23 protein-coding genes are annotated in these 20,525 nt (G+C 74.8%); 16 read left to right on the top strand and 7 right to left on the bottom strand.

Annotated elements, in window-relative coordinates:
* The first annotated feature begins 66 nt into the window (after window positions 1-66).
* The gene (locus BXA05_RS05595; RefSeq protein WP_211435827.1) at window positions 67-1,308 is read left to right on the top strand and encodes a cation:proton antiporter; all 1,242 of its coding nucleotides are present in this window, start codon (window positions 67-69) and stop codon (window positions 1,306-1,308) included.
* A gap of 60 nt (window positions 1,309-1,368) precedes the next feature.
* Here the strand turns inward: BXA05_RS05595 and BXA05_RS05590 are convergent, their stop codons facing one another.
* Together BXA05_RS05590 and BXA05_RS05585 are read right to left on the bottom strand one after the other, a co-directional pair.
* Window positions 1,369-2,700, bottom strand: a complete 1,332-nt coding sequence (locus BXA05_RS05590) for a glycoside hydrolase family 16 protein (RefSeq protein ID WP_083711525.1) — start codon at window positions 2,698-2,700, stop codon at window positions 1,369-1,371.
* Window positions 2,701-2,937: 237 nt separating this feature from the next.
* Window positions 2,938-3,507, bottom strand: a complete 570-nt coding sequence (locus BXA05_RS05585; RefSeq protein ID WP_076404254.1) for a TetR/AcrR family transcriptional regulator — start codon at window positions 3,505-3,507, stop codon at window positions 2,938-2,940.
* Between the two features lie 110 nt (window positions 3,508-3,617).
* On the opposite strand from BXA05_RS05585, the gene BXA05_RS05580 reads away from it, so the two are divergent.
* The gene (locus BXA05_RS05580) at window positions 3,618-4,460 is read left to right on the top strand and encodes an alpha/beta fold hydrolase (RefSeq protein ID WP_061268960.1); all 843 of its coding nucleotides are present in this window, start codon (window positions 3,618-3,620) and stop codon (window positions 4,458-4,460) included.
* An 85-nt stretch (window positions 4,461-4,545) separates the two neighbouring features.
* Here the strand turns inward: BXA05_RS05580 and BXA05_RS05575 are convergent, their stop codons facing one another.
* Window positions 4,546-5,817 carry an NYN domain-containing protein gene (locus BXA05_RS05575; protein WP_076404253.1) on the bottom strand — a complete coding sequence of 424 codons (1,272 nt, stop codon included), beginning with the start codon at window positions 5,815-5,817 and terminating at the stop codon, window positions 4,546-4,548.
* Between the two features lie 82 nt (window positions 5,818-5,899).
* Here BXA05_RS05575 and BXA05_RS05570 point away from each other — a divergent pair, with 82 nt between their 5' ends.
* From BXA05_RS05570 to BXA05_RS05560, 3 genes are read left to right on the top strand one after another with little or no spacing between them, the layout of a single operon-like run.
* Window positions 5,900-7,210, top strand: coding sequence for an MFS transporter (locus tag BXA05_RS05570; protein WP_083711523.1), 1,311 nt, complete (start codon window positions 5,900-5,902; stop codon window positions 7,208-7,210).
* The gene (locus tag BXA05_RS05565) at window positions 7,207-7,794 is read left to right on the top strand and encodes a sugar O-acetyltransferase (RefSeq protein ID WP_021481591.1); all 588 of its coding nucleotides are present in this window, start codon (window positions 7,207-7,209) and stop codon (window positions 7,792-7,794) included. Before BXA05_RS05570 ends, BXA05_RS05565 begins: the two co-directional genes overlap by 4 nt.
* A gap of 3 nt (window positions 7,795-7,797) precedes the next feature.
* Window positions 7,798-8,400, top strand: coding sequence for a TetR/AcrR family transcriptional regulator (locus tag BXA05_RS05560; RefSeq protein WP_061268963.1), 603 nt, complete (start codon window positions 7,798-7,800; stop codon window positions 8,398-8,400).
* On the opposite strand, the gene BXA05_RS05555 is transcribed toward BXA05_RS05560, so the two are convergent.
* Window positions 8,360-8,941, bottom strand: coding sequence for a GNAT family N-acetyltransferase (locus tag BXA05_RS05555; RefSeq protein WP_009863291.1), 582 nt, complete (start codon window positions 8,939-8,941; stop codon window positions 8,360-8,362). The two genes, BXA05_RS05560 and BXA05_RS05555, sit on opposite strands and share 41 nt — an antisense overlap.
* A gap of 169 nt (window positions 8,942-9,110) precedes the next feature.
* Here BXA05_RS05555 and BXA05_RS05550 point away from each other — a divergent pair, with 169 nt between their 5' ends.
* The 6 genes from BXA05_RS05550 to BXA05_RS05525 all read left to right on the top strand — a co-directional run bounded on the left by BXA05_RS05550 (window position 9,111) and on the right by BXA05_RS05525 (window position 13,308).
* Window positions 9,111-11,408 carry a carbon starvation CstA family protein gene (locus tag BXA05_RS05550; RefSeq protein ID WP_076404252.1) on the top strand — a complete coding sequence of 766 codons (2,298 nt, stop codon included), beginning with the start codon at window positions 9,111-9,113 and terminating at the stop codon, window positions 11,406-11,408.
* Window positions 11,405-11,671, top strand: coding sequence for a YbdD/YjiX family protein (locus BXA05_RS20650; protein ID WP_074803792.1), 267 nt, complete (start codon window positions 11,405-11,407; stop codon window positions 11,669-11,671). Before BXA05_RS05550 ends, BXA05_RS20650 begins: the two co-directional genes overlap by 4 nt.
* An 18-nt stretch (window positions 11,672-11,689) precedes the next feature.
* A complete protein-coding gene (locus BXA05_RS05540) occupies window positions 11,690-12,151 on the top strand; it encodes a hypothetical protein (RefSeq protein WP_076404251.1) in 462 nt (153 codons plus the stop codon).
* Window positions 12,152-12,156: 5 nt separating this feature from the next.
* Window positions 12,157-12,675: a hypothetical protein gene (locus BXA05_RS05535; protein WP_143311057.1), complete on the top strand. Its 519-nt coding sequence runs from the start codon at window positions 12,157-12,159 to the stop codon at window positions 12,673-12,675.
* An 85-nt stretch (window positions 12,676-12,760) separates the two neighbouring features.
* Window positions 12,761-13,033: a type II toxin-antitoxin system Phd/YefM family antitoxin gene (locus BXA05_RS05530; protein ID WP_034653834.1), complete on the top strand. Its 273-nt coding sequence runs from the start codon at window positions 12,761-12,763 to the stop codon at window positions 13,031-13,033.
* Complete coding sequence (locus BXA05_RS05525) at window positions 13,030-13,308, top strand: type II toxin-antitoxin system RelE family toxin (protein ID WP_021483657.1); 279 nt, start codon at window positions 13,030-13,032, stop codon at window positions 13,306-13,308. The genes BXA05_RS05530 and BXA05_RS05525 overlap by 4 nt, the downstream gene beginning before the upstream one ends.
* Window positions 13,309-13,330: 22 nt before the next feature.
* On the opposite strand, the gene BXA05_RS05520 is transcribed toward BXA05_RS05525, so the two are convergent.
* Window positions 13,331-13,801 (bottom strand): META domain-containing protein, encoded by a 471-nt coding sequence (locus tag BXA05_RS05520; protein WP_143311056.1) that lies wholly within the window; start codon window positions 13,799-13,801, stop codon window positions 13,331-13,333.
* 90 nt (window positions 13,802-13,891) lie between these two features.
* Between BXA05_RS05520 and BXA05_RS05515 the strand changes: the two genes are divergently transcribed.
* Window positions 13,892-14,512: a hypothetical protein gene (locus BXA05_RS05515; protein WP_061269082.1), complete on the top strand. Its 621-nt coding sequence runs from the start codon at window positions 13,892-13,894 to the stop codon at window positions 14,510-14,512.
* Here the strand turns inward: BXA05_RS05515 and BXA05_RS05510 are convergent.
* Together BXA05_RS05510 and BXA05_RS05505 are read right to left on the bottom strand one after the other, a co-directional pair.
* A complete protein-coding gene (locus BXA05_RS05510) occupies window positions 14,490-15,416 on the bottom strand; it encodes a siderophore-interacting protein (protein ID WP_083711521.1) in 927 nt (308 codons plus the stop codon). The genes BXA05_RS05515 and BXA05_RS05510 overlap by 23 nt on opposite strands.
* Window positions 15,403-16,368: an ABC transporter substrate-binding protein gene (locus tag BXA05_RS05505; RefSeq protein WP_244550391.1), complete on the bottom strand. Its 966-nt coding sequence runs from the start codon at window positions 16,366-16,368 to the stop codon at window positions 15,403-15,405. Before BXA05_RS05505 ends, BXA05_RS05510 begins: the two co-directional genes overlap by 14 nt.
* 85 nt (window positions 16,369-16,453) lie before the next feature.
* Between BXA05_RS05505 and BXA05_RS05500 the strand changes: the two genes are divergently transcribed.
* Genes BXA05_RS05500 through BXA05_RS05485 form a run of 4 tightly spaced genes read left to right on the top strand, consistent with a single transcriptional unit; the run spans window position 16,454 to window position 20,467 of the window.
* Window positions 16,454-17,626 carry a sensor histidine kinase gene (locus BXA05_RS05500; RefSeq protein WP_034653820.1) on the top strand — a complete coding sequence of 391 codons (1,173 nt, stop codon included), beginning with the start codon at window positions 16,454-16,456 and terminating at the stop codon, window positions 17,624-17,626.
* Window positions 17,627-17,685: 59 nt separating this feature from the next.
* Window positions 17,686-18,495: a LytR/AlgR family response regulator transcription factor gene (locus BXA05_RS05495; RefSeq protein WP_076404598.1), complete on the top strand. Its 810-nt coding sequence runs from the start codon at window positions 17,686-17,688 to the stop codon at window positions 18,493-18,495.
* A complete protein-coding gene (locus BXA05_RS05490; RefSeq protein WP_143311055.1) occupies window positions 18,492-18,947 on the top strand; it encodes a heavy metal transporter in 456 nt (151 codons plus the stop codon). The genes BXA05_RS05495 and BXA05_RS05490 overlap by 4 nt, the downstream gene beginning before the upstream one ends.
* Window positions 18,944-20,467 (top strand): sodium/solute symporter, encoded by a 1,524-nt coding sequence (locus BXA05_RS05485; protein WP_076404247.1) that lies wholly within the window; start codon window positions 18,944-18,946, stop codon window positions 20,465-20,467. Before BXA05_RS05490 ends, BXA05_RS05485 begins: the two co-directional genes overlap by 4 nt.
* Window positions 20,468-20,525: the final 58 nt, after the last annotated feature.

Raw genomic sequence — 20,525 nt, 5'->3', positions numbered from 1 at the left:
CCCGCGCGCGACCTCGGCCGCTGCGCCATCCTGGTGCTCGCCGCCGCCGACCACCGGGAGCCGTCCGTGAACGTCTACGCCCCGCTCGTGCCGGTGTTCGTCGTCGCCCTGCTGGCGCCGCTGCTCACGGGCCTCATGCCCGTGCGGTCGCGCGTCCCGCAGGTCGTCGTGCTGCTGCTGGGCGGCATCCTCGTCGGGCCGTCCGCGCTCGACCTCGCCACGCCCGACGACGTCACGCTCCTCTCGGACCTCGGCATGGGCTTCCTCTTCCTCCTGGCCGGGTACGAGCTCGAGCCGAGCCTCCTGCGCGAGCGCGTCGGACGGCGGGCCGGAGCCGCATGGCTGACGTCGCTCGTCGTCGGCGCCGTGCTCGTCCTCGTGGTCGTGGGTCACGACTCGCCGCACGCCGTCGCGGCGGGGGCGATCGCGCTCACGACGACGGCGCTCGGCGTGGTGCTCCCCATCCTGCGCGACGGCGGTCAGCTCGGCTCGCGGCTGGGCCGCGCGGTGCTCGTGGTCGGGGCGGTGGGCGAGCTCGGCCCGATCGTCGCCATGGCCGTGCTGCTCGGGACGCGCGAGAGCGGGGTCGCGGCGATCCTGCTCGTCCTGTTCGCGGTCGTCGCGGTCGCGCTGTCCGCGCTGCCGGGCCGGCTCGGGCGCCTCAAGGCCCTCGGCGGCGACCGCCTCTTCAGCGCGGCGGAGCACGGGACCGGCCAGAGCACGCTGCGCCTCACGGTGCTGCTGCTCGTCGTGCTGCTCGCGCTCGCCGCGGGGCTCGGGTTCGACGCGGTGCTGGGCGCGTTCGTCGGCGGCATGGTGCTGCGGCGCTGGGCGCCCGGCGACGTCGAGGCGCTGGAGAAGAAGCTCGACGCGGTCGCGTGGGGCGTGTTCGTGCCGGTGTTCTTCGTGAGCTCCGGCATGGGCCTGGACATCGACTCCATCGTCGCGTCCCCGCTGCTGCCGCTGACGTTCTTCGCGCTCATGGTGGTCGTGCGGGGCGGCCCGGTGCTCCTGTGGTTCCGGCGCGAGCTGCCGTCGGTCGAGCGTGTCCAGACCGCGCTCTACGCGGCGACCGCGCTGCCGCTGCTCGTCGCGCTCACGGAGATCGCCGTCGAGCAGGGCGCCATGACGTCGCAGGTCGGGGCTGCGCTCGTCGGCGCGGGCGTGCTGTCGGTGATCGTGCTGCCGATGGTCGCGAGCCGGCTCGGGCCGCGCGAGCCGGGCGGCCGCCCGCCCCGACCGGGCGAGCAGGGCGAGCCGGGCCCGCGCGTCGACCCGCCCGACGACGCGGCGACCGCGCGCGGGTGACGCACCCCGGGGTGCCCCTCCCGCGCGGCCGGTCGCCGCGGTCGCCAGGTCAGCCGGCCGTCACACCGTCCACTGCTGCGCGGTCGTGCCGTTGCACGTCCAGGTCTGCAGCCGCTGGCCGTCGTGCAGGGGCGCGCCGCCCGTGGCGTCGAGGCAGAGCCCGGACTGCGGGTTGCGCAGCGCCTTGCTCCCCGCGTCGTACGCCCACTTCTGCGCGCCCGTCCCGTTGCACGTCCACACCTGCACGGCGGCGCCGCGCGTCGTCGCGCCGTCGCGCACGTCGAGGCACTTGCCGAGCGCACGGACGGTCCCGTCGGAGCCGCGGGTCCAGGTCTGCGCGGCGTTGCCGCTGCACGTGACGATCTGCACCTGGTTGCCGTCGGTCGGGTCCGCCCACGGGACGTCGACGCACATGCCGTTCGCGGCGCGCACCGCGCCGGTCCCCGTGGGCAGGCCGGTGCCGGGGTTCCCCGGGTTCGACGAGCCCGAGCCGTTGTCGTAGACGCGCACGTAGTCGACCTTCATCTGCTGCGGGAGCTGGGTCGTGCCGTCGGGGTAGCCGGGCCACTGCCCGCCGACCGCGACGTTGAGGATGAGGAAGAACGGCTGGTCGAACACCCAGGCGTTCGCGCCGACGCTCGCGCGCGTGACGCGGTGGAACTGCTGGCCGTCGACGAACCACGTGATCTCCCCCGGCTTCCAGTCGACCGCGAACGTGTGGAACGTGTCCGCGAACGACCAGCCCTGCGGGTGCTGGTACATGCCCGTGATGCCGGAGCCGCCGGAGTACCCCGGGCCGTGCACCGTGCCGTGCACGCGGTGCGGCTCGAACCCGACGTTCTCCATGATGTCGATCTCGCCCGACGACGGCCACGGCGTCCCGGGGAAGCTCCCGCCGAGCATCCAGAACGCCGGCCAGATCCCCTGGCCGCGCGGGATCTGGATGCGCGCCTCGATGCGCCCGTACTGCGGCTGGTACTTGCCCTGGGTCGTCATGCGGGCCGACGTGTACGACCCGTCGCCCTCGCGACGCGCGGTGATGACGAGGTTGCCCTGGCCGTCGAGCGCGGAGTTGGCGCGCGAGGCCGTGTAGTTCTGGAGCTCGGCGTTGCCCCACCCGTGCGCGCCGGTCTCGTGGTTCCAGACGGCCGGGTTCGGCGCCGAGCCCGCCGCGCCGTCGAACTCGTCGGACCACAGGAGGTCGCCGGGTGCGGCGGCGGCCGACGTCGCGGGCACGGTGACGGCGAGCGCCGCGGCGGCCGCCGTGAGCGCGGCGACGAGCGCGCCCGCGAGGCGCCGCCGGGTGCGGGGTCGGGGCCCGGCCGGGGTGCGGGGCGGGGTCAGGGGCGGGGTCAGGGGCGGGGTCAGGGAGCGGTGACGTGCGAGGTCCATCGTTCCTCCAGGTCCGGCGGCGGTGCCGCCTGCGTCTCGCCACGGTGCGCGACGTGCTCTCGGCGCGACTCTGCACCGGGGCGGGGGCCGTTCCTCGGCCCTCCGTCGCGAACCTACGGCGGCGGGATCATGCCGAGCAAGCGCTCTCTCGGCGTGTCGTGGGATCGCTCCCATATCGCCTCTCCGTCACCACGGGCGAACGAGCGACCCGAACGCCCCCGGAAACGCCTCGGGACGTCACACCCTTGCAGGGACCGCCGCGTCGAGGATCGCCTCGGCCGCCCGGCGCGCCTGGCGCGCGACGTCGAGGTCCTGCGTGATGGCCGCCGTCGTCTGCGCGCCCTCGGCGAGCAGCACGACCTGGAGCGCGACGTCGTCGGGCAGGCCCGCCTCGCGCACGACGTCGCGCGCGTACCGCTGGAACGACTCCTTGTGCTCGCGCACCGCGGCGGCGACCCCGGGCGACGTCGCGCCGAGCTCGCCGAACGAGTTGATGAACGCGCACCCGCGGAAGCCGTCCTCGCGGAACCACGCGTCGAGGAAGTCGAACACCGCGAGGAGGCGGTCGCGGGGCGTGGCCGCTCCCGCGGCGGCCTGCGCGATCCCCTCGTCCCACCGGCGCGTGCGCTGGCGCAGCACGGCCACGACGAGGTCGTCCTTGGACGGGAAGAGCGAGTAGATGCGCTTGAGCGACACCCCGGCCTCGGCGCGGACGGCGTCCATCCCGACGGACTGCACGCCCTGGGCGTAGAACAGCCGGTCGGCCGCGGCCACCACGGCCGCGCGGGCGCTCACGTCGTCGAGCATCGCTCATCTCCTGTTCACGTCGTACCGCTTGCGCGGAGAACCATCGTTCTCTAGTGTAGCGACTCACGGGAGAACGACCGTTCTCCCGACGCCGCGAAGGGAGCACGACCATGGGGTACATCACCGTCGGGCAGGAGAACTCCACCGACATCGAGCTCTACTACGAGGACCAGGGCACCGGGCAGCCGGTCGTCCTCATCCACGGCTACCCGCTCGACGGCCACAGCTGGGAGCTGCAGAAGCGCGAGCTGCTCGACGCCGGCCACCGCGTCATCACCTACGACCGCCGCGGGTTCGGCGCGTCGAGCAAGGTCGGCAGCGGCTACGACTACGACACGTTCGCAGCCGACCTCGACACCGTCCTCGAGACGCTCGACCTGCGCGACGTGATCCTCGTCGGCTTCTCCATGGGCACCGGCGAGCTCGCCCGCTACGTGAAGAACCACGGCCACGAGCGCGTCGCCAAGCTCGCGTTCCTCGCCTCGCTCGAGCCCTTCCTCGTCCAGCGCGACGACAACCCGGAGGGCGTCCCGCAGTCCGTGTTCGACGGCATCGTCGAGGCCGCGCGCTCCGACCGCTACGCCTGGTACACGCAGTTCTACAAGGACTTCTACAACCTCGACGAGAACCTCGGGACGCGCATCAGCGAGGACGCCGTGCACGCGAGCTGGATCACCGCGATCGGGTCCGCGCCCGTCGCCGCGTACGCGGTCGTGCCGACCTGGATCGAGGACTTCCGGGCCGACGTCGAGGCCGTCCGCGCGGCCGGCAAGCCGACGCTGATCCTGCACGGCACGAAGGACAACATCTTGCCGATCGACGCGACCGGGCGCCGCTTCCGCCAGCTCGTGCCGGACGCCGAGTACGTCGAGGTCGAGGGTGCTCCCCACGGCCTGCTCGTCACGCACGCGGCCGAGGTCAACGAGGCGCTGCTCGCCTTCGTCGGCCGCTGACCGCGACGCCGGTCGGCAGGTCCGGGCGCCGCGTCCGGGCGCCGGGGTGGTCTCCGGCGCCCGGCGCCACGGGCGGGCGGGAGCGTCAGGCGACCGTCACGCGGTAGTCGTCGGCGTCGTCGTCCCAGGCGAGGTCGACGGCGCCGGCGGCCTGCGCCGCCTTGCAGAACTGCAGGAACCCGCGGTACCCGAGCGCCTTCTCGCTGAAGTCGGGGCGCTTCTTGCGGATCGCGTTCTTCAGCCCGGACAGGACCGTCGAGCCGCCCTCCTCACGGACCACGTCGCGCACGAGCGCGAACGCCTGGTCCGTGTCGCCCTGCGCGGGCAGCGACACCTCCGGGTCGCCCGTCGCGGGGCCGGGCGCGAGCTCCACGAAGCTCCGGTCGGCGAGGAACCGCAGGAACTCGCCGAAGTTGCGGAACCCGTAGTCCGCCTCGCTGAACGTCGGGTCCTTGCGCAGCAGCGTGCGCTTGAGCACCGACGCGGTGACCGGGCCGCTCGTGGACGCCTCGAGGTCGGCCAGCGTCTGCGCGACGCGCACCTCCATGGGGACGTCCTCGCCGGACGGCGCGTCGTCGTCGGCCTCGGGGGTCGTCGCGACGAGCGCGGGCTCGTCGGCCGGCTGCTCGACGGGCGTCGTCTCGCCGTCGACCTCGGCGTTCTCGGTCACGATGGGCTCGGCCCGGCGCGACGAGCGCCCGACGGCCTCGCCGAGCTCCGCGAGCGCCGCCGCTGCCGGCGTCTCGACCTCCGGCTCGGCGATCTCGGTCGCCTTGCGGCGCCCGGACGTGCGGCCGCCGGTGCGCTTCGCCTTCGCGCCACCGGACGTGGCCCCGGCGCGCCCGCCGCGGACCGAACGAGGCTCCGGCTCGTCGGGGACGTCGACGCCCTCGAGCCGGTCGTAGAACAGGAACTCGTCGCACGCGGGCGGCAGGAGGCGGGACGTCGACTTCTCGACGCCGACGCCGATGACGCGCTTGTTCAGCTCGCGCAGCTTGTGGACGAGCGGGGAGAAGTCGCTGTCCCCCGTGCACATGACGAACGTCGAGATGTAGTCGCGCTCGAACGCCATCTCGATCGCGTCGACGACCATCTTGATGTCGGCGGCGTTCTTGCGGGAAGCCCCCATGCGCTGGGGCATCTCGATGAGCTCGACCTGGTGGCGCGTGAGCGAGCGACGGTCCTCGTCGAAGTACGACCAGTCCGCGTACGCCCGCCGCACGACGACGCGCCCGCGCACGGCGAGCGCGTCGGCGATCGGGCCGAAGTCGAACGTCATGCCGCCCAGGTGCTCGCGCGCCCCGAGCGCGAGGTTCTCGTAGTCGATGAAGACGGCCAGTCGCTCCTCGGTGTCCATGCCCGCCAGCCTAGGCGCAGACCACGGCCCCGACCCCGCGGGGATGTGTACGGCCGTACACATCATGTGTACGATCGTCCGCATGCCGCCCCCCACCCTCGCGGGCCCGGCGCCGGACGTCCGGCGTGCGCGGGTCGCCGTCGCCGCGCTGTTCCTCACCAACGGCGCGCTGTTCGCGAACCTCGTGCCGCGGTACCCCGAGATCAAGGCCGGGCTCGACCTGGGCAACGCCACGTACGGGCTCGCCGTCGCGGCGTTCCCCGCGGGGGCCATCACCGCCGGGCTCGCCGCCGCGGCGCTCGTCCGCCGGTTCGGGTCGGCGCGCGTCGCCGTCGCCGGCACCGTGCTCACCGCGGCCGGGCTGCTGCTCGCGGGCCTGGCGCCCGCCCTGCCGCTGCTCGTCGTCGCGCTGTTCGCGGCGGGGGCGATGGACGCGTTCACCGACGTCGCGCAGAACGCGCACGGCTTGCGCGTGCAGCGCCGGTACGGCCGCTCGATCATCAACGGCTTCCATGCGCTGTGGTCGGTCGGCGCCGTCGTGGGCGGCGGGATGGCGGCCGCCGCCATCGCGCTCGGCCTGCCCCTCGGCGTCCACCTCGCGATCACGGGCGCGCTCTTCGCGGTGGTCGCGCTCGTCGCGCTGCGCTGGTGCCTGCCCGGGCTCGACGGCGAGGCGCCTGACGCCGTCGCGGCGGAGGCCGTCGCGACCCCGGCCGGTGCCCCGGCAGGCGCGGAACCCGCAGGGACCGGCGCAGCACTCGCGCGCGCGTCCCGGGGCCGCACGGCCGCCGTCCTCGCCGCGCTGGTGCTCGTCGCTGTCGCGGGCACCCTCGTCGAGGACGCGGGCAGCACGTGGGCCGCGGTCTACCTGTCCGGGTCGCTCGGTGCCCCCGCGACGCTCGCCGCCGCCGGCTTCGTCGCGCTCGTCGGCGCCCAGTTCGTCGGGCGCCTCGTCGGAGACCGCCTCGTGGACCGCTTCGGCCAGCGCGCCGTCGCCCGGACCGGGGGTGCGCTCGTCGCGCTCGGCACGGGCCTCGCGCTCGCGTTCCCCTCCGTGCCCGGCACGATCGCCGGGTTCGCCGCCGCCGGGTTCGGCGTCGCGACCCTCGTCCCGGCCGCGATGCAGCAGGCGGACGAGCTCCCCGGGCTGCGCGCGGGCACGGGCCTCACGCTCGTCTCGTGGCTCATGCGGCTGGGGTTCCTCCTGTCGCCGCCGATCGTCGGGCTTGTCGCCGACGCCACGAGCCTGCGGACCGGCCTGCTCGTGCTCCCGCTCGCGGGCGTCGTCGTCGTGCTGCTCGCCGGCGTCCTCGCACCGCGCCGCGCCACCAGCTCGCCGCACCACCCCTCCCCCCACGACCGCACCCTCGAGTCCCAGGAGACCAGCGCATGACCACCGACTACTTCGCCGGCGACGACCGCACCAGCTACGAGCGCATGGCCGCGGGCGACCTCTACGTCGCCGACGACCCGGAGATCGCGCGCGGCGTCCAGCGCGGCCTGCGCCTCGTCGACGCCTACCACCGGGCGGTGCTCGACGGCGACGACGACGGCGCCCGCGCGATCCTCACGGACCTGCTCGGCTCGCTCGGCGAGGGCGCGTCGGTGAAGCCCCCGCTCGCGGTGGACTTCGGCAGCAACGTACACCTCGGCGACCGGACGTTCGTCAACTCCGGGCTCACCGCGCTCGACGTCGCGGCGATCACCGTCGGCGACGACTGCCTCCTCGGGCCGAACGTCCAGCTCCTCACCCCCACGCACCCCGTCGACCCCCAGCCGCGGCGCGACAAGCTCGAGGCCGCCGAGCCCATCACGCTCGGCGACAACGTGTGGCTCGGCGGCGGCGTCATCGTGTGCCCGGGCGTGACGATCGGCGACAACACCGTCGTGGGCGCGGGGTCCGTCGTGACGCGCGACCTGCCCGCGAACGTCGTGGCCGTCGGCAACCCGGCGCGCGTGATCCGCGAGAACATCTGACCCGTGACCGAGACCCCCACGCCTCCCGGCCCGACGGGCCGCGCGCGCCGCCACGACCCGGAGCGCCGCGACCGCATCATCGACGCGTGCCTCGACGTGATCGCGGAGCACGGGGTCGAAGGGACCTCGCACCGGCGCGTCGCGGCGGCGGCCGACGTCCCGCTCGGCTCCATGACGTACCACTTCGCCGGGATGGACGACCTGCTGCGCGAGGCGTTCGGCCGGTTCACGCGCGAGGCCGCCGCGCAGTTCGAGCGCCGCATGGGCGACGCGCGCACGCCCGAGGAGGCCGTCCAGGCTGTCACGACGCTCATCACGCACGACGTCTTCGCGACGCAGCGCGACCTCGTCCTGTCGCACGAGCTCTACACGCTCGCGGCGCGGGACCCGGCCTACCGGACGCTCACCAACGACTGGATGCGTCGCAGCCGCGCCGCGCTGGGCCGCCACTTCGACCCCGCGACGTGCCGCGTGCTCGACGCGTTCATCGAGGGCATGACGATCCACCGCGCGCTCGACACCGAGCCGCACGACGACGTCGACGTCCTCGGTGCGGTCCGCCGCCTCACGCGGGTCGGGCCGCCCGCGCCCCCTCCGCCGCGGTGACGTCGAACAGCTCGCACGTCACGCCGTAGTACGCGTCGGTCCTGCCGCGGGGGGTCATGCCGATCCGTCGGCACACCGCCTGGGACGCCGCGTTGTCGGGGTGCGTCACGGCGACGACCCGGTCGAGGCCCCGCGCGAACGCGTGCGCGAGGACGGCCGAGGCCGCCTCCGACGCATACCCGCGGCCCCACGCGGCGGGGTGGAAGTGCCACCCGATCTCCGTGTCGCCGGACGGCTGCAGCGGGTCGCCCGTGCCCGACGCCGGGATCGACTTGAGCAGGATGGTCCCCACGGGCGCGCCGTCGGGCAGACCGGCGCCGTCGTCCTCACGCGGGACGACCGCCCAGACGCCGTGCGTGCCGTCGTCGACCTCGGCCCACGCGGCGACGCGCGCGAGCGCCTCGTCCCGGTGCTCCAGGACGCGCGGCGTCGTCCCGACGTACCGCATCACGTCCCAGCGGGAGTAGATGTCGAGGACGGCGTCGGCGTCGTCGGGCTGCCAGGGGCGGAGGGTCAGTCGGGGCGTCGTCAGCGTCTGCACCGCCCCAGGCTACGAGGCGCGCGCAACCTTCTTCCCGCGCCGTTCGTCGCACACCGACCACCGTTCGTCGCACACCTCGACCGCCCGCCGCCGTGACGTGGATCACGGTCCGCCGCGGTTCCTAGCCTTCCGTGGTCGGACCGCAACGACGCGACCCTGGAGAGGCTCGATGACGACAGACACCCGCGCGGCGCGGAACGCCGCGGACGACGACCCGGAGATCGTGCCGGACCCGTCCCTGCCCCCCACCGCCGTGCCCGAGGAGCTTCCCGGGGCACAGACGCGCACCCGCTGGACGCCGCAGAAGATCGCCCTGTGGGCCGCGATCTCCCTGCTCGGCGGCATCGCGTGGGTCATGCTCGCGGTCGTCCGCGGCGAGACCGTGAACGCGATCTGGTTCGTGTTCGCCGCCGTGTGCACGTACCTCATCGGGTACCGCTTCTACTCCAAGGTCATCGAGCGCTACATCACGCGCCCCGACGACCGCCACGCCACGCCCGCCGAGGCCCGCGAGGACGGCAAGGACTACGTCCCGACCGACCGGCACGTGCTGTTCGGTCACCACTTCGCCGCGATCGCCGGCGCGGGCCCGCTCGTCGGTCCCGTGCTCGCCGCGCAGATGGGCTACCTGCCCGGCACGATCTGGATCATCGTCGGCGTCGTGCTCGCCGGCGCGGTGCAGGACTACCTTGTCCTGTTCTTCTCCATGCGCCGCGGCGGGCGGACCATCGGCCAGATGGCGCGCCAGGAGCTCGGCCGCGTGGGCGGCACCGCCGCGATCGTCGCGTCGCTGCTCATCATGATCATCATCGTCGCGATCCTCGCGCTCGTCGTCGTCAACGCGCTCGGCGAGAGCCCGTGGGGCGTGTTCTCCGTGTCGATGACGATCCCCATCGCGCTGTTCATGGGCGTGTACCTGCGGTACATCCGGCCCGGGAAGATCACCGAGGTCTCGGTCATCGGCTTCGTGCTGCTGCTCGCCGCGATCGTCGGCGGCGGCTGGATCGCGGACACCGCGTGGGGCGCCGAGCTCTTCCACCTCGACCGCACGACGATCGCGGTCGGCGTCATCGTGTACGGCTTCGTCGCCGCCGTCCTGCCCGTGTGGCTCCTGCTCGCGCCCCGCGACTACCTCTCGACGTTCATGAAGGTCGGCGTCATCGTCGTCCTCGCGGTCGCGGTGATCGTCGTGCGGCCCGAGATCACGGTGCCCGCGATCAGCGAGTTCGCGAGCGGCGAGACGGGCCCGGTCGTGTCCGGGGCGTTGTTCCCGTTCCTCTTCGTCACCATCGCGTGCGGCGCGCTGTCCGGCTTCCACGCGCTCATCGCGTCGGGCACGACGCCGAAGCTCGTCGAGAAGGAGCGCCAGACGCGCTTCATCGGCTACGGCGGCATGCTCATGGAGTCGTTCGTCGCGATCATGGCGCTCGTCGCCGCGATCTCCATCGACCGTGGCATCTACTTCGCGATGAACTCGTCCGCCGCCGCCACGGGCGGCACGGTCGAGGGCGCGGTCGCGTTCGTCAACGGGCTCGGCCTCATGGGCGTCAACCTCACGCCGGACATGCTCACGTCGACCGCGGAGGCCGTCGGGGAGCCGTCGATCGTGTCCCGGACGGGCGGCGCCCCGACGCTCGCGCTGGGCCTCGCGCACATCATGCAGCAGCTCGTGGGCGGCACCGCGATGATGGGCTTCTGGTACCACTTCGCCATCATGTTCGAGGCGCTGTTCATCCTCACCGCCGTCGACGCCGGCACGCGCGTCGCGCGGTTCATGCTCCAGGACACCCTCGGCAACGTGTCGCCGAAGTTCCGCGACGTCACGTGGCGGCCGGGCGTGTGGTTGTGCACCGCGATCATGGTCGCCGGGTGGGGCAGCATCCTCTACCTCGGCGTCACCGACCCCCTCGGCGGGATCAACACGTTCTTCCCGCTGTTCGGCATCGCGAACCAGCTCCTCGCGGCCATCGCGCTCGCCGTCGTGCTGGCGATCGTCGCCAAGCGCGGGCGCAGCTACCAGCGCTGGCTGTGGATCGTCGCGGCGCCGCTCGCGTTCACCGCGGTCATCACCATCTGGGCGTCGATCGAGAAGATCTTCTCCCCCGTCCCCGCGGTCGGGTACTGGGCCAACCACAACGCGTTCAAGGACGCGCTCGCCGCGGGCGAGACGTCGTTCGGCACCGCCGGCTCGGTCGAGGCCATGGAGGCGGTCGTCCGCAACACGTTCGTCCAGGGCACGCTCTCGATCGTGTTCGTCGTCCTCGCGATCGTCGTCATCGTCGCGTCGGTCCTCGTGACCGCGAAGGCGCTGCGCGACGGCGGCGGCGCCAACCACGAGGACCCGCCCGTCGCGTCGCGCCGGTTCGCCCCGGCCGACCTGTTCGCGACGAAGGCCGAGAAGGCGATCCAGAAGGAGTGGGCGGCGCTGCCGCCCGAGAAGCGCCCTGCCGCGACGGGGCACCGGTGACGGTGCGGCAGGGGACGCAGGGTCCCGCCACGACGGTCCGCGCGACCGTCGTGGCGGGGCTCCGCAGTGCCGCGACCCGCGTGCACGACGGCGCGGCCCACGTCCGCTGGTACGTGCGGCAGGTGATGGGCGACGACGCGTACGCGACCTACGCCGCGCACCAGCGCGCAGTGCACCCGGGGGGCGTCGTCATGACCGAGCGCGAGTTCTGGCGCATGCGGCACGCCGAGCAGGACGCCAACCCGGGGTCGCGCTGCTGCTGACGGCCTAGGCTCGGCGCCGTGCTCCACGTCCCCCTCGACCTGCTCCTGCCGCGGGTCTCCGTCGCCGACGTCCGGCAGCGCGCCGCGGAGCTGCCCCGCCGCGGGCAGGAGGTCCGGGTCCGCGTGCGCGACGACGTGCTCGTCGCCCGCCGCTGGGCCCCCGGCGCGCACGCGAGCGGGCACAGCGTGCTGCGCGCCCGGCTCACCGAGGAGCCCGACGGCGTCCGCGTGCGCGGGACGGTCGCCCCGAGCGGGCTGGACCTCGTGCTGGTGGCGATCTGGCTCGCCGCGGCCGCCGGGATCGCGACGCTCGGCGCCGTCTACCAGAACGGGGTCGCGTGGCTCGTCGCGCTCCTCCCGCTCGCCTTCGGCGCGGTCTTCGCCGCCTGGCTGCCCGGGGCCGCCCGGTCCGGTCACGACGTGCTGCTGCGGGCGCTCGCCGCCCTCGGCGAGGGGCCCGACCCCCACGGGCTACGGTGACGGGCGTGGCCCGCCCTCCCGTCCGCATCACGTCCGACCCGCCGCGGGGGACCTTCTCCGCGTGCACCCTCGTGCTCGGGACCGACCCCGAGACGGCGGCCGGGTGGGTCGCCGCCGCGTTCGGCGCGCTGCGCTGGAAGCGCCGGGCGTCCGACGTCGCGCACCGCGAGGGCGCGTCGTTGTGGGAGGTCGGGGGCGCGGCCCGTGCGTTCTTCCTCGACGACCTCGACGTGCTCCGCCTCGTCACCCCGCGTGCGGCGGCGTTCTTCTCCCACGGGCGGGCCGTCGCGACGGTCCAGCCCGACGCCGCCGCGCACCGCACCGTCGTCATGCTCTCCCTCGTCGAGGGCCAGCTCTCCTGCCGCGAGAGCTTCGGCGCCGTCGCGCGGCACCTGCACGAGGCCGCGGTCCGCGCCGGGGCTCTCCCGCCCCACGACGTCCCGGTGTGGACGAGCGCCTACGACCTGCCGGCCGGCTCCCCCGGCCACCCGCGGTCGCGCAAGCGCCTGTTCCGCGGTTCCTGAGCACCCGTACCGACCAGATGGACACCGAGAAGGCGCCTCATCTTCAGACTAGAATTCGAGTCTGAATAGAGACTAGAATCATGGGGTGCAGACCTATCCCATGAGCGAAGCGAAGACCAACCTTTCCGCCCTGGTCGACGAGGTGGAGAGCACCCACCAACCGGTGACGATCACCCGTCACGGGAAGGCAGCGGCGGTGCTGATCGCGCCGGAAGACCTGGCGACGCTCATGGAGACGCTGGCATGGCTGTCCGACCCTGACCACGCGGCCGAGATGGCCGAGGCCGAGGAGGCGGTGGCGCAGGGCCGCACCCTGAGCCTCGCTGAGGTGCGCGAGCAGCTGGCCTCGCGACGGTGACCGACGTCGACGGTGGGTGGGAGGTGCGCCTGAGCCCACCGGCCGCGCGCACGCTCTACCAGCTCCCACCACGCCTGGCCGACGCCGTGATCCGCTTCTGCGACGAACCACTTGCGTCGAACCCCTACCGGGTGACGAAGGCGCTCGGGGCCGAGCTCGCCGGCCAGCGCGCCGGGTACGTCGGGATCGGGTTCCGCGTCCTGGTCCGCATCGACGACGACCAGCGTCTGGTCACCGTGATGCGGATGGCCTACCGGGCCGACGCCTACCGGTAGCCCAGGACGGGCGGTACGAGAGTCAGCCCCGTTCCAGCCGCGCGAGCTCGACGCCGTCGTGGTCGACGAGCACGAGCACGGCACCGTCGAGCCCGGCGCGGGAGGAGCGGGCCAGGAGATCCGGCACCGGCTCGCCCTCGCAGCCGATCTCGGTGTGCCCGCCCGAGGTGACGACCAGGCGCCCCTCGGCGCCGACTCGCCAGGTGCCGTCCGCGACGTTGCACCCGTCGGTCCCGGTCCACGAGCCGTCCTCCACGAGCGCGACGTGCGGGTCCGTCACGTAGTCGGTCCCGGGCTGCCAGCGGCCGACCAGGTCGCCCGCGGTGGCGGGCGCCGTGCCGTCGGGCAAGGGTGCGGCCGTCGTCGGCGCCGGCCCGGCCGTCTCCCCCGGGCGGAGGGGCGCGTCGGCGCCCGGCCCGGCGCACGACGCGAGGAGCGCCACGGCGAGCACCGGGAGGGCCGTCGTCCTGCGCGGGGGACGTCGTCGGGTCATGTCTCGATCGTGTCGCCCGGTGGGCGAACCTTGCACCGCCCGGGCGGGCCGCCCCGCGCGAGGACGCGGTGCCGTGGGACGATGCCGCCCGTGACGGAGCTGACCTTGCACGACGACGCCAAGCGCCGCGTGGTGCGCGCCAACCTCACGTTCGCCGCGGTCCTCGTGCCGATCCTCGGGCTCACGGCGGTCTCCCTGGGGATCAGCACGCGCAACCTCGCCCTCGCGCTCGGGTACGCGTGCGTCGTGCTCGCGATGATCCCGCTGACGTACGTGCTCGCGCGCCGCTTCACTGACCGCTCCCGCGTCACGTTCGGCGACGGGTCGGTGACGGTCCAGGGCTGGGGCCGACCGCGGCGGTTCACGGTGGCCGAGATCGAGCGCGTCGTCACGGTCGACAGCATGGGGTTCGGGGGCATGACGCCGACGCACCACCTCATCGTCGTGGGGCCGACGAAGCGCCTCGCCCTGCTCGTCGGGCAGATGTGGGACCGCGACCAGCTCTCGGCCGTCGCGCTCGACCTCGCGCACCGCGGCGTCCCCCTCAACCCGGTCCACCAGCCGGTCACTCCCGTGCAGCTGCGGGCGATGGACCCCCGGCTCGTGCCGTGGCGTCAGGCGCACCCGGTCGCGCTGGGCCTGCTCGTCGGGGTCGGCGTGCTGCTGTTCTTCCTGGTCGCGTTCGTCGTCATGGTCGCGTTCCTCGTCTGACCGTCGCGTCCGGCCGGGCGCGGTCGTGCCAGTAGCCCTGGGCGTGCACGCGCGACCGCGCCACGCCCGCCGCCACGAGCTCGGCCCGGACGCGCGCGACCGTGGCGCTCTCCGTCGCGCACCACGCGTAGAAGCCGTCACCCGCGGAGGCCGCGGACCGGCCGTGCTCCGCGACCCAGTCGCGGACGGCGCCCAGCACCGCCCGCTCGGCGCCCCGGCGTCGCGCGCGGGGCACGCGCTCGACGTGCACGGTCGCGGGCACGTCACCGAGCGGGGCGTCCGCCGGGTCGTCGGCCTCGACGAGCACGTGCGCCCGGACGTCGGGGCCGAGGCTCGCGAGGATCCCGCGCACCGCGGGCGCGGACGTCTCGTCCGCGACGAGGAGCACGTGCCCGACGGCGGGCCCCGGGTCCCACTGCGTGCCGTGGTCGGTCACGCCGTACCGCGCGTGCGGCGCGGACAGCAGGACGCGGTCCCCGACCGCCGCCCGCCGCGCCCAGGCGCTCGCCGGGCCCGCGGGCTCGTGCAGGTACAGGTCGAGGTCGAGCTCGGCGGCCTCCGGCCGCACGGCCACGGGCGTGTACGAGCGCATGACGGGGCGCTCGTCGTCGTCGAGCGCGGACCACTCACGGCGCCACGTGCTCTCGTCCGCGAGGCGCGCCCGGCGCGCGAGGCGGTCCGCGCCCGGCCCCGGGAGCAGGACCTTCACGCGCTGGTCGAGCCCGACGTCGGCGCACCCGGCGAGGTCCGGACCGGCGAGCGTCACGCGCACGAGGCGCGGGCCGACGTCGTGCACGCGCGCGACGGTCGTCGGGAAGAGCACGTTGGGCGACCGGTGGAACCGGCACCCGGCCGGGCTCCCGGCGGTCGCCGGAGGCCCGGCCGCCGCGTCAGGAGCCGGCACGGTCCTGCAGGAAGCGCTCGACGTCGTCGAGCACGGCCTGCCCGCCGAGCGGCCCGACGCCGCTGATCCAGGAGGACTGGTCCACGACGCGCACGTCGGGGAACGACGCGGCGTTGAGCGGGATCTCCGCGGGCACCGCGGACGCGTCGTCGGGGTCGGCGGCCGAGACGAGCACGAGGTCGGCGGCGGCCTCGGTCACGCGCTCCGGGGACAGGTCCAGGGAGATGTCCTCGCCCCACTCCTGCTCCGGCGTCGTGAACCCGACGCACTCGAGCGTGCTGCCCGCGAACGACCGCGGCCCGTACGCGGACACGATGCCGTCGCGCGGGCGCAGGAGCTGCGCCGTGCCGGAGACGCCGTAGTCCTCCTGGAGCTGGGCGCACCGCGCGTCGTAGGCGTCGAGCAGGGCCTGGGCGTCCGCCTCGCGGCCGAGCGCGCGGCCGACGAGCAGCACGTTCTCCTGCCACGGGTCGGTCTGGGTCGCCATGAAGACGGTCGGCGCGACGCTCGCGAGCTGGTCGTACAGGTCGGAGTGGCGCGACTCCGTGCCGAGGATGAGGTCCGGCTCGAGCGCCGCGATGGCCTCGAGGTTCGGCTCGGGGACGGTCCCGACGACCTCGATCGCCTGCGCCTCCTCGCCGAGGTACGCGGGCACGCCCGCCTCGACGCTCAGCACGGCGGCGCCCACGGGGACGACTCCGAGCGCGACGGCCGTGTCCGTCTCGACGGGCTCGAGCGTCACGACGCGCTGCGGCGCCGCGTCGAGCTCGGCGGTTCCCCGCGCGTGCTCGACGGCGTACCCCGCCGCGGTGTCGTCCGGCGCCGGCGCACCGGTCGCCGCGGGCTCGGGGTCGGACGAGCACGCCGCGAGGAGGGTCGCGGCGAGCACGAGGGCGGTGGTGGTGACGCTGCGGCGCACGCGCGGGCTCGACGTGGTCCGGGAGATCGGCACAGGAGGTTCCTCCGTCGTGGGATAGGGTCGCCTAACCTTACCTGCCCACCGGGGCGGGTGACGCCGCGCTGGATACGATCACTGCATGTCCGGGCCCGTGTTCGCCGGCGCCGCCGCCGGTCTCGTCGTGGGCGTCCTGCTCACCCTCGGGCTCGTGCTCGCCTGGCGGCTCGCGCGCGGGTCGCGCGAGCTCGGGAGCGACTCCGACCGGGCGACGTTCCGCACCCTCCACCTCGCGTCGCGCGCCGCGACGCACCTGCGCGACGGGCTCGACGGCGATGACGTCGGCCGCGCGGCCCGCTCCCTGCGCCAGCTCCTCGGCGCCGACGCGCTCGCCGTCGTCACGGCGGACGGGGCGGTCGCCCTCGACGGGAGCTCGACGCTCGAGCCCGACGCGCGGCGCGTCGCCGAGCGCGTCCTCGCCACGGGGCGGCGCCACGTCGAGAGCGGCGACGTCGAGGACGCCGTCGGGGCGCCCGTCGTCGCGGGCGGGCGCGTCGCCGGTGTCGTCGTCGCGTTCGCCGACACCGTGCGGCCGCCGCTCGTGCGCGCGACGGGCGAGGTGGCGCAGTGGTGCGCGGCGCAGCTCGAGCTCGCCGAGCTGGAGGCGTCGCGCACGGCGCTCGCCCAGGCCGAGCTCCGCGCGTTGCGCGCCCAGATCAGCCCGCACTTCGTCTACAACGCGCTCGGCGCCATCGCGTCGTTCATCAGCACCGACCCCGAGCGGGCGCGCGACCTCGTGCTCGACTTCGCCGACTTCACGCGCTACTCGTTCCGCGGGCGCGGCGACTTCACGACCCTCGCCGACGAGCTGCGCTCGATCCACTCCTACGTCGAGCTCGAGCGCGCCCGGTTCGGCGAGCGCCTCGCCGTCACCCTGCAGATCGCGCCGGAGTCGCTGACGGCCGTCATCCCGTTCCTCTCCGTGCAGCCCCTCGTCGAGAACGCCGTGCGCCACGGCCTGGAGCCGCGCGAGCACGGCGGGACGATCGTCATCACCGCGCGCGACGAGGGCACCCAGACGGAGATCACGGTCGAGGACGACGGCGTCGGCATGGACCCGGCCGTCGTGCGCGAGCTCCTCACGTCGCGCGACACGACGCACGTGGGCCTGCGCAACGTCGACACCCGCGTGCGCCAGCTCTACGGCGACGACCACGCGCTCGACATCGAGACCGCGCCCGGCTCGGGCACGCTCGTGCGGCTGCGCGTCCCGCGGTCGCAGCCGCTGCACGAGACGGAGGTGAGCGTGCCGTGACCACCCCGGACCCGGCTCCGGCCGGCGGTCTCCCCGGCGGGGCGGGCGACGCCGTCGGGCTGGACGTGCTCGTCGCCGACGACGAGCGGCCTGTGCTCGACGAGCTCGTGGCCCTGCTCCGCCGCGACCCGCGCGTGCGCACCGTGCGCGGGGTCGCGAGCGGCTCCGAGGCGCTGCGCGAGCTCTCGTCGCGCACGGTGGACGCGGCGTTCCTCGACATCCACATGCCGGGGCTGACCGGCCTCGACCTCGCCCGCGCGCTCTCGCGGTTCGCCGACCGCCCGGCGGTCGTGTTCGTCACCGCCGACGAGGCGCGCGCCCTGGAGGCGTTCGACGTCGAGGCCGTCGACTACGTGCTCAAGCCCGTGCGGCGCGAGCGGCTCACGCGCGCGGTCGACCGCGTCGTCGAACGGGTCGCGGAGCGCACCGCGGCGGGGCGCACCCCCGCGACCGACGCGGCGGCACCGTCCGCGAGCGCCGCCGCTCCACCGCCGGTTGCCGGCGACCCGGCGGGCGGTGCGGCCCCGGCCGAGGAGACGCTCGTCGTGACGGTCGGCACGACGACGCGGCTCGTCCGGCGCAGCGCGGTGCGGTGGGTGCAGGCGCAGGGCGACTACTCCCGGCTCGTGACGGACACCGAGCAGTTCCTCGTGCGCGAGCCGCTCTCCGATCTCGAGGAGCGGTGGGCGCCCGCGGGGTTCCTGCGCGTGCACCGGTCGTACCTCGTGGACCGCGCGGCCGTGACCGCGGCGCGGTTCGGCGGGGCGCAGCCCGCGCTCGTCGTCGCCGGGCACGAGGTCCCGGTGAGCCGCCGCATGGTGCCCGCCGTGCGCGAGGCGCTTCTCGGGCCGCACCGGGGCGCGCCGTGACGGGCACCGACCCGCGTCGGGACGCGCGCGTGCGCGTCCGGTCCACCGACCTCCCCGCGGCGCGCCCCGGCCCCGGTGAGGGCGCCGTCCCGGGGGGTGGGGCGCCGTCGGGCACGGCACGCTCCGGCGAGCCGGACGACGCCGCGACCGCCTACACGCGCGGGCTCGTGCGGGCCCAGCTCCGGCTCGGGCTGGCGTGCGTGGCGTCGTTCCTCGCGGTCGTCACGCTGCTCACGGTGACGATGAGCGGCGTGCCCGCGCTGGACGACGTCGTGCTGCTCGGCGTGCCGCTGCCGTGGCTCGTGCACGCGTACGGCTTCTACCCGGTGATCGTCGCGTTCGCGGTCGTCTTCGCGGTAGCGGCGGCGCGCAACGAGCGCCGGTACCGCGCGCTCGCCGAGGGCGCGGGCGGGCCCGACGAGCCCGGCCCCGACGACGGCGGTGCGCCGTGACCAGCGCGCTGCCCCTCGTCGCGATCGCGCTGCTCCTGCTCGCGACCGGCCTCATCGGGTTCTACGGCCTGCGGATCTCGCGCACCACGAGCGACTTCTTCGTCGCGTCGCGCACCGTGCGGCCGGTCTGGAACGCGTCGGCGATCAGCGGCGAGTACCTGTCCGCGGGCACGTTCCTCGGGCTCTCCGGCCTCGTGCTGCTGTCCGGCGCGGAGGCGTTCTGGTTCCCCGTGGGGTACGCGGCGGGCTACCTGCTCGTCCTGCTGTTCGTCGCGGGCCCCCTGCGGCGCAGCGGCGCGTACACGATCCCCGACTTCGTGCACGCCCGGCTCGACTCCGTGGTCGCGCGCCGCGTGACGAGCGTGCTCGTGCTCGTCATCGGGTGGCTCTACGTGGTGCCGCAGCTCCACGGGGCGGCGCTCGTCATCACGAGCGTGGCCGCGGTGCCGCCGTGGGTCGGCTCGGTGGGGATCGCGGTCGTGGTGAGCGCCGTCGTCGCCGCGGGCGGGATGCGCTCCATCACGTTCGTCCAGGCGTTCCAGTTCTGGGTCAAGCTCACCGCGCTCGCGGTGCCGCTCGTCTTCGTGCTCATGGCGCTCGGCGGGGCGTTCGAGCCCGGCGGCGCCGTCGTCACGTTCGACCCCGCCGCCGTGTTCCCCCACGAGGCCGGGCCGGGCGGCCTCGACGCGTACGCCACCGTCTCGCTCCTGCTCGCCCTCCTGCTCGGCACGACCGGCCTGCCGCACGTCCTCGTGCGCTTCTACACCTCGCCCGACGGCGGCTCGGCCCGCCGCACGACCGTCGTCGTGCTCGTCATGATCAGCGTCTTCTACATGGTGTCGAGCACGCTCGGGCTCGTGGCGCGGGTCGTCGCGCCCGACCTCGCGGCGCCCGGGGTCGCGGACACGGTCGTCCTCACGCTGCCGACCCGCCTCGTGCCCGGGCTCGGCGGCGAGCTCCTCGCCGCGCTCGTCGTCGCCGGGGCGTTCGCCGCGTTCCTCGGGACGTCGTCGGGGCTCGTGGTGGCGCTGGCGGGCGTCGTGAGCCAGGACCTGTTCGGCGGCACCGTGCGGTCCTTCCGCTGGTCGGCGGTCGCGTGCACGCTCATCCCGCTCGCGTTCGCGCTCGTCACCATCCCGCAGGGCCTCGTGACGAGCGTCGGGACGGTGTTCGTCTTCGCCGCGTCGGCCCTCTCCCCCGTGATCCTGCTCGGCGTGTGGTGGCGCGGCCTCACCGCGCGCGGCGCGGTGGCGGGCATGGTCGTGGGCGCCGTCCTGTGCGCGACGGCGCTGCTCGCGTCGTCCGCGCTCGTCGCCGCGGGGTACGGGAGCCCGTCCGGCGGCACGGCCGACGGCGTCCCCGGCGTCGTGCGCGCCCTGCTCGCCCAGCCCGCCGCCTGGACCATCCCGCTCGCGACGGCGACCGTCGTCGTCGTGTCGCTCCTCGACCGGCGCGGGCCGCCGCTGCGCACCGACCGGTTCCTCCGCCGCCTGCACGTGCCCGAGCGCCGGAGGGCCTGAGACCTGCAAGGCCGACGACGACCCGTCGCCATGGTCGGTGTCTGGGACCTCGCTCGAG

This window comes from Cellulosimicrobium funkei (assembly GCF_900155925.1).
Classification (GTDB): domain Bacteria; phylum Actinomycetota; class Actinomycetes; order Actinomycetales; family Cellulomonadaceae; genus Cellulosimicrobium; species Cellulosimicrobium funkei.
Note: the sequence above shows the minus strand (reverse complement) of the source record. Positions and strands in the feature narration are given on the sequence as shown.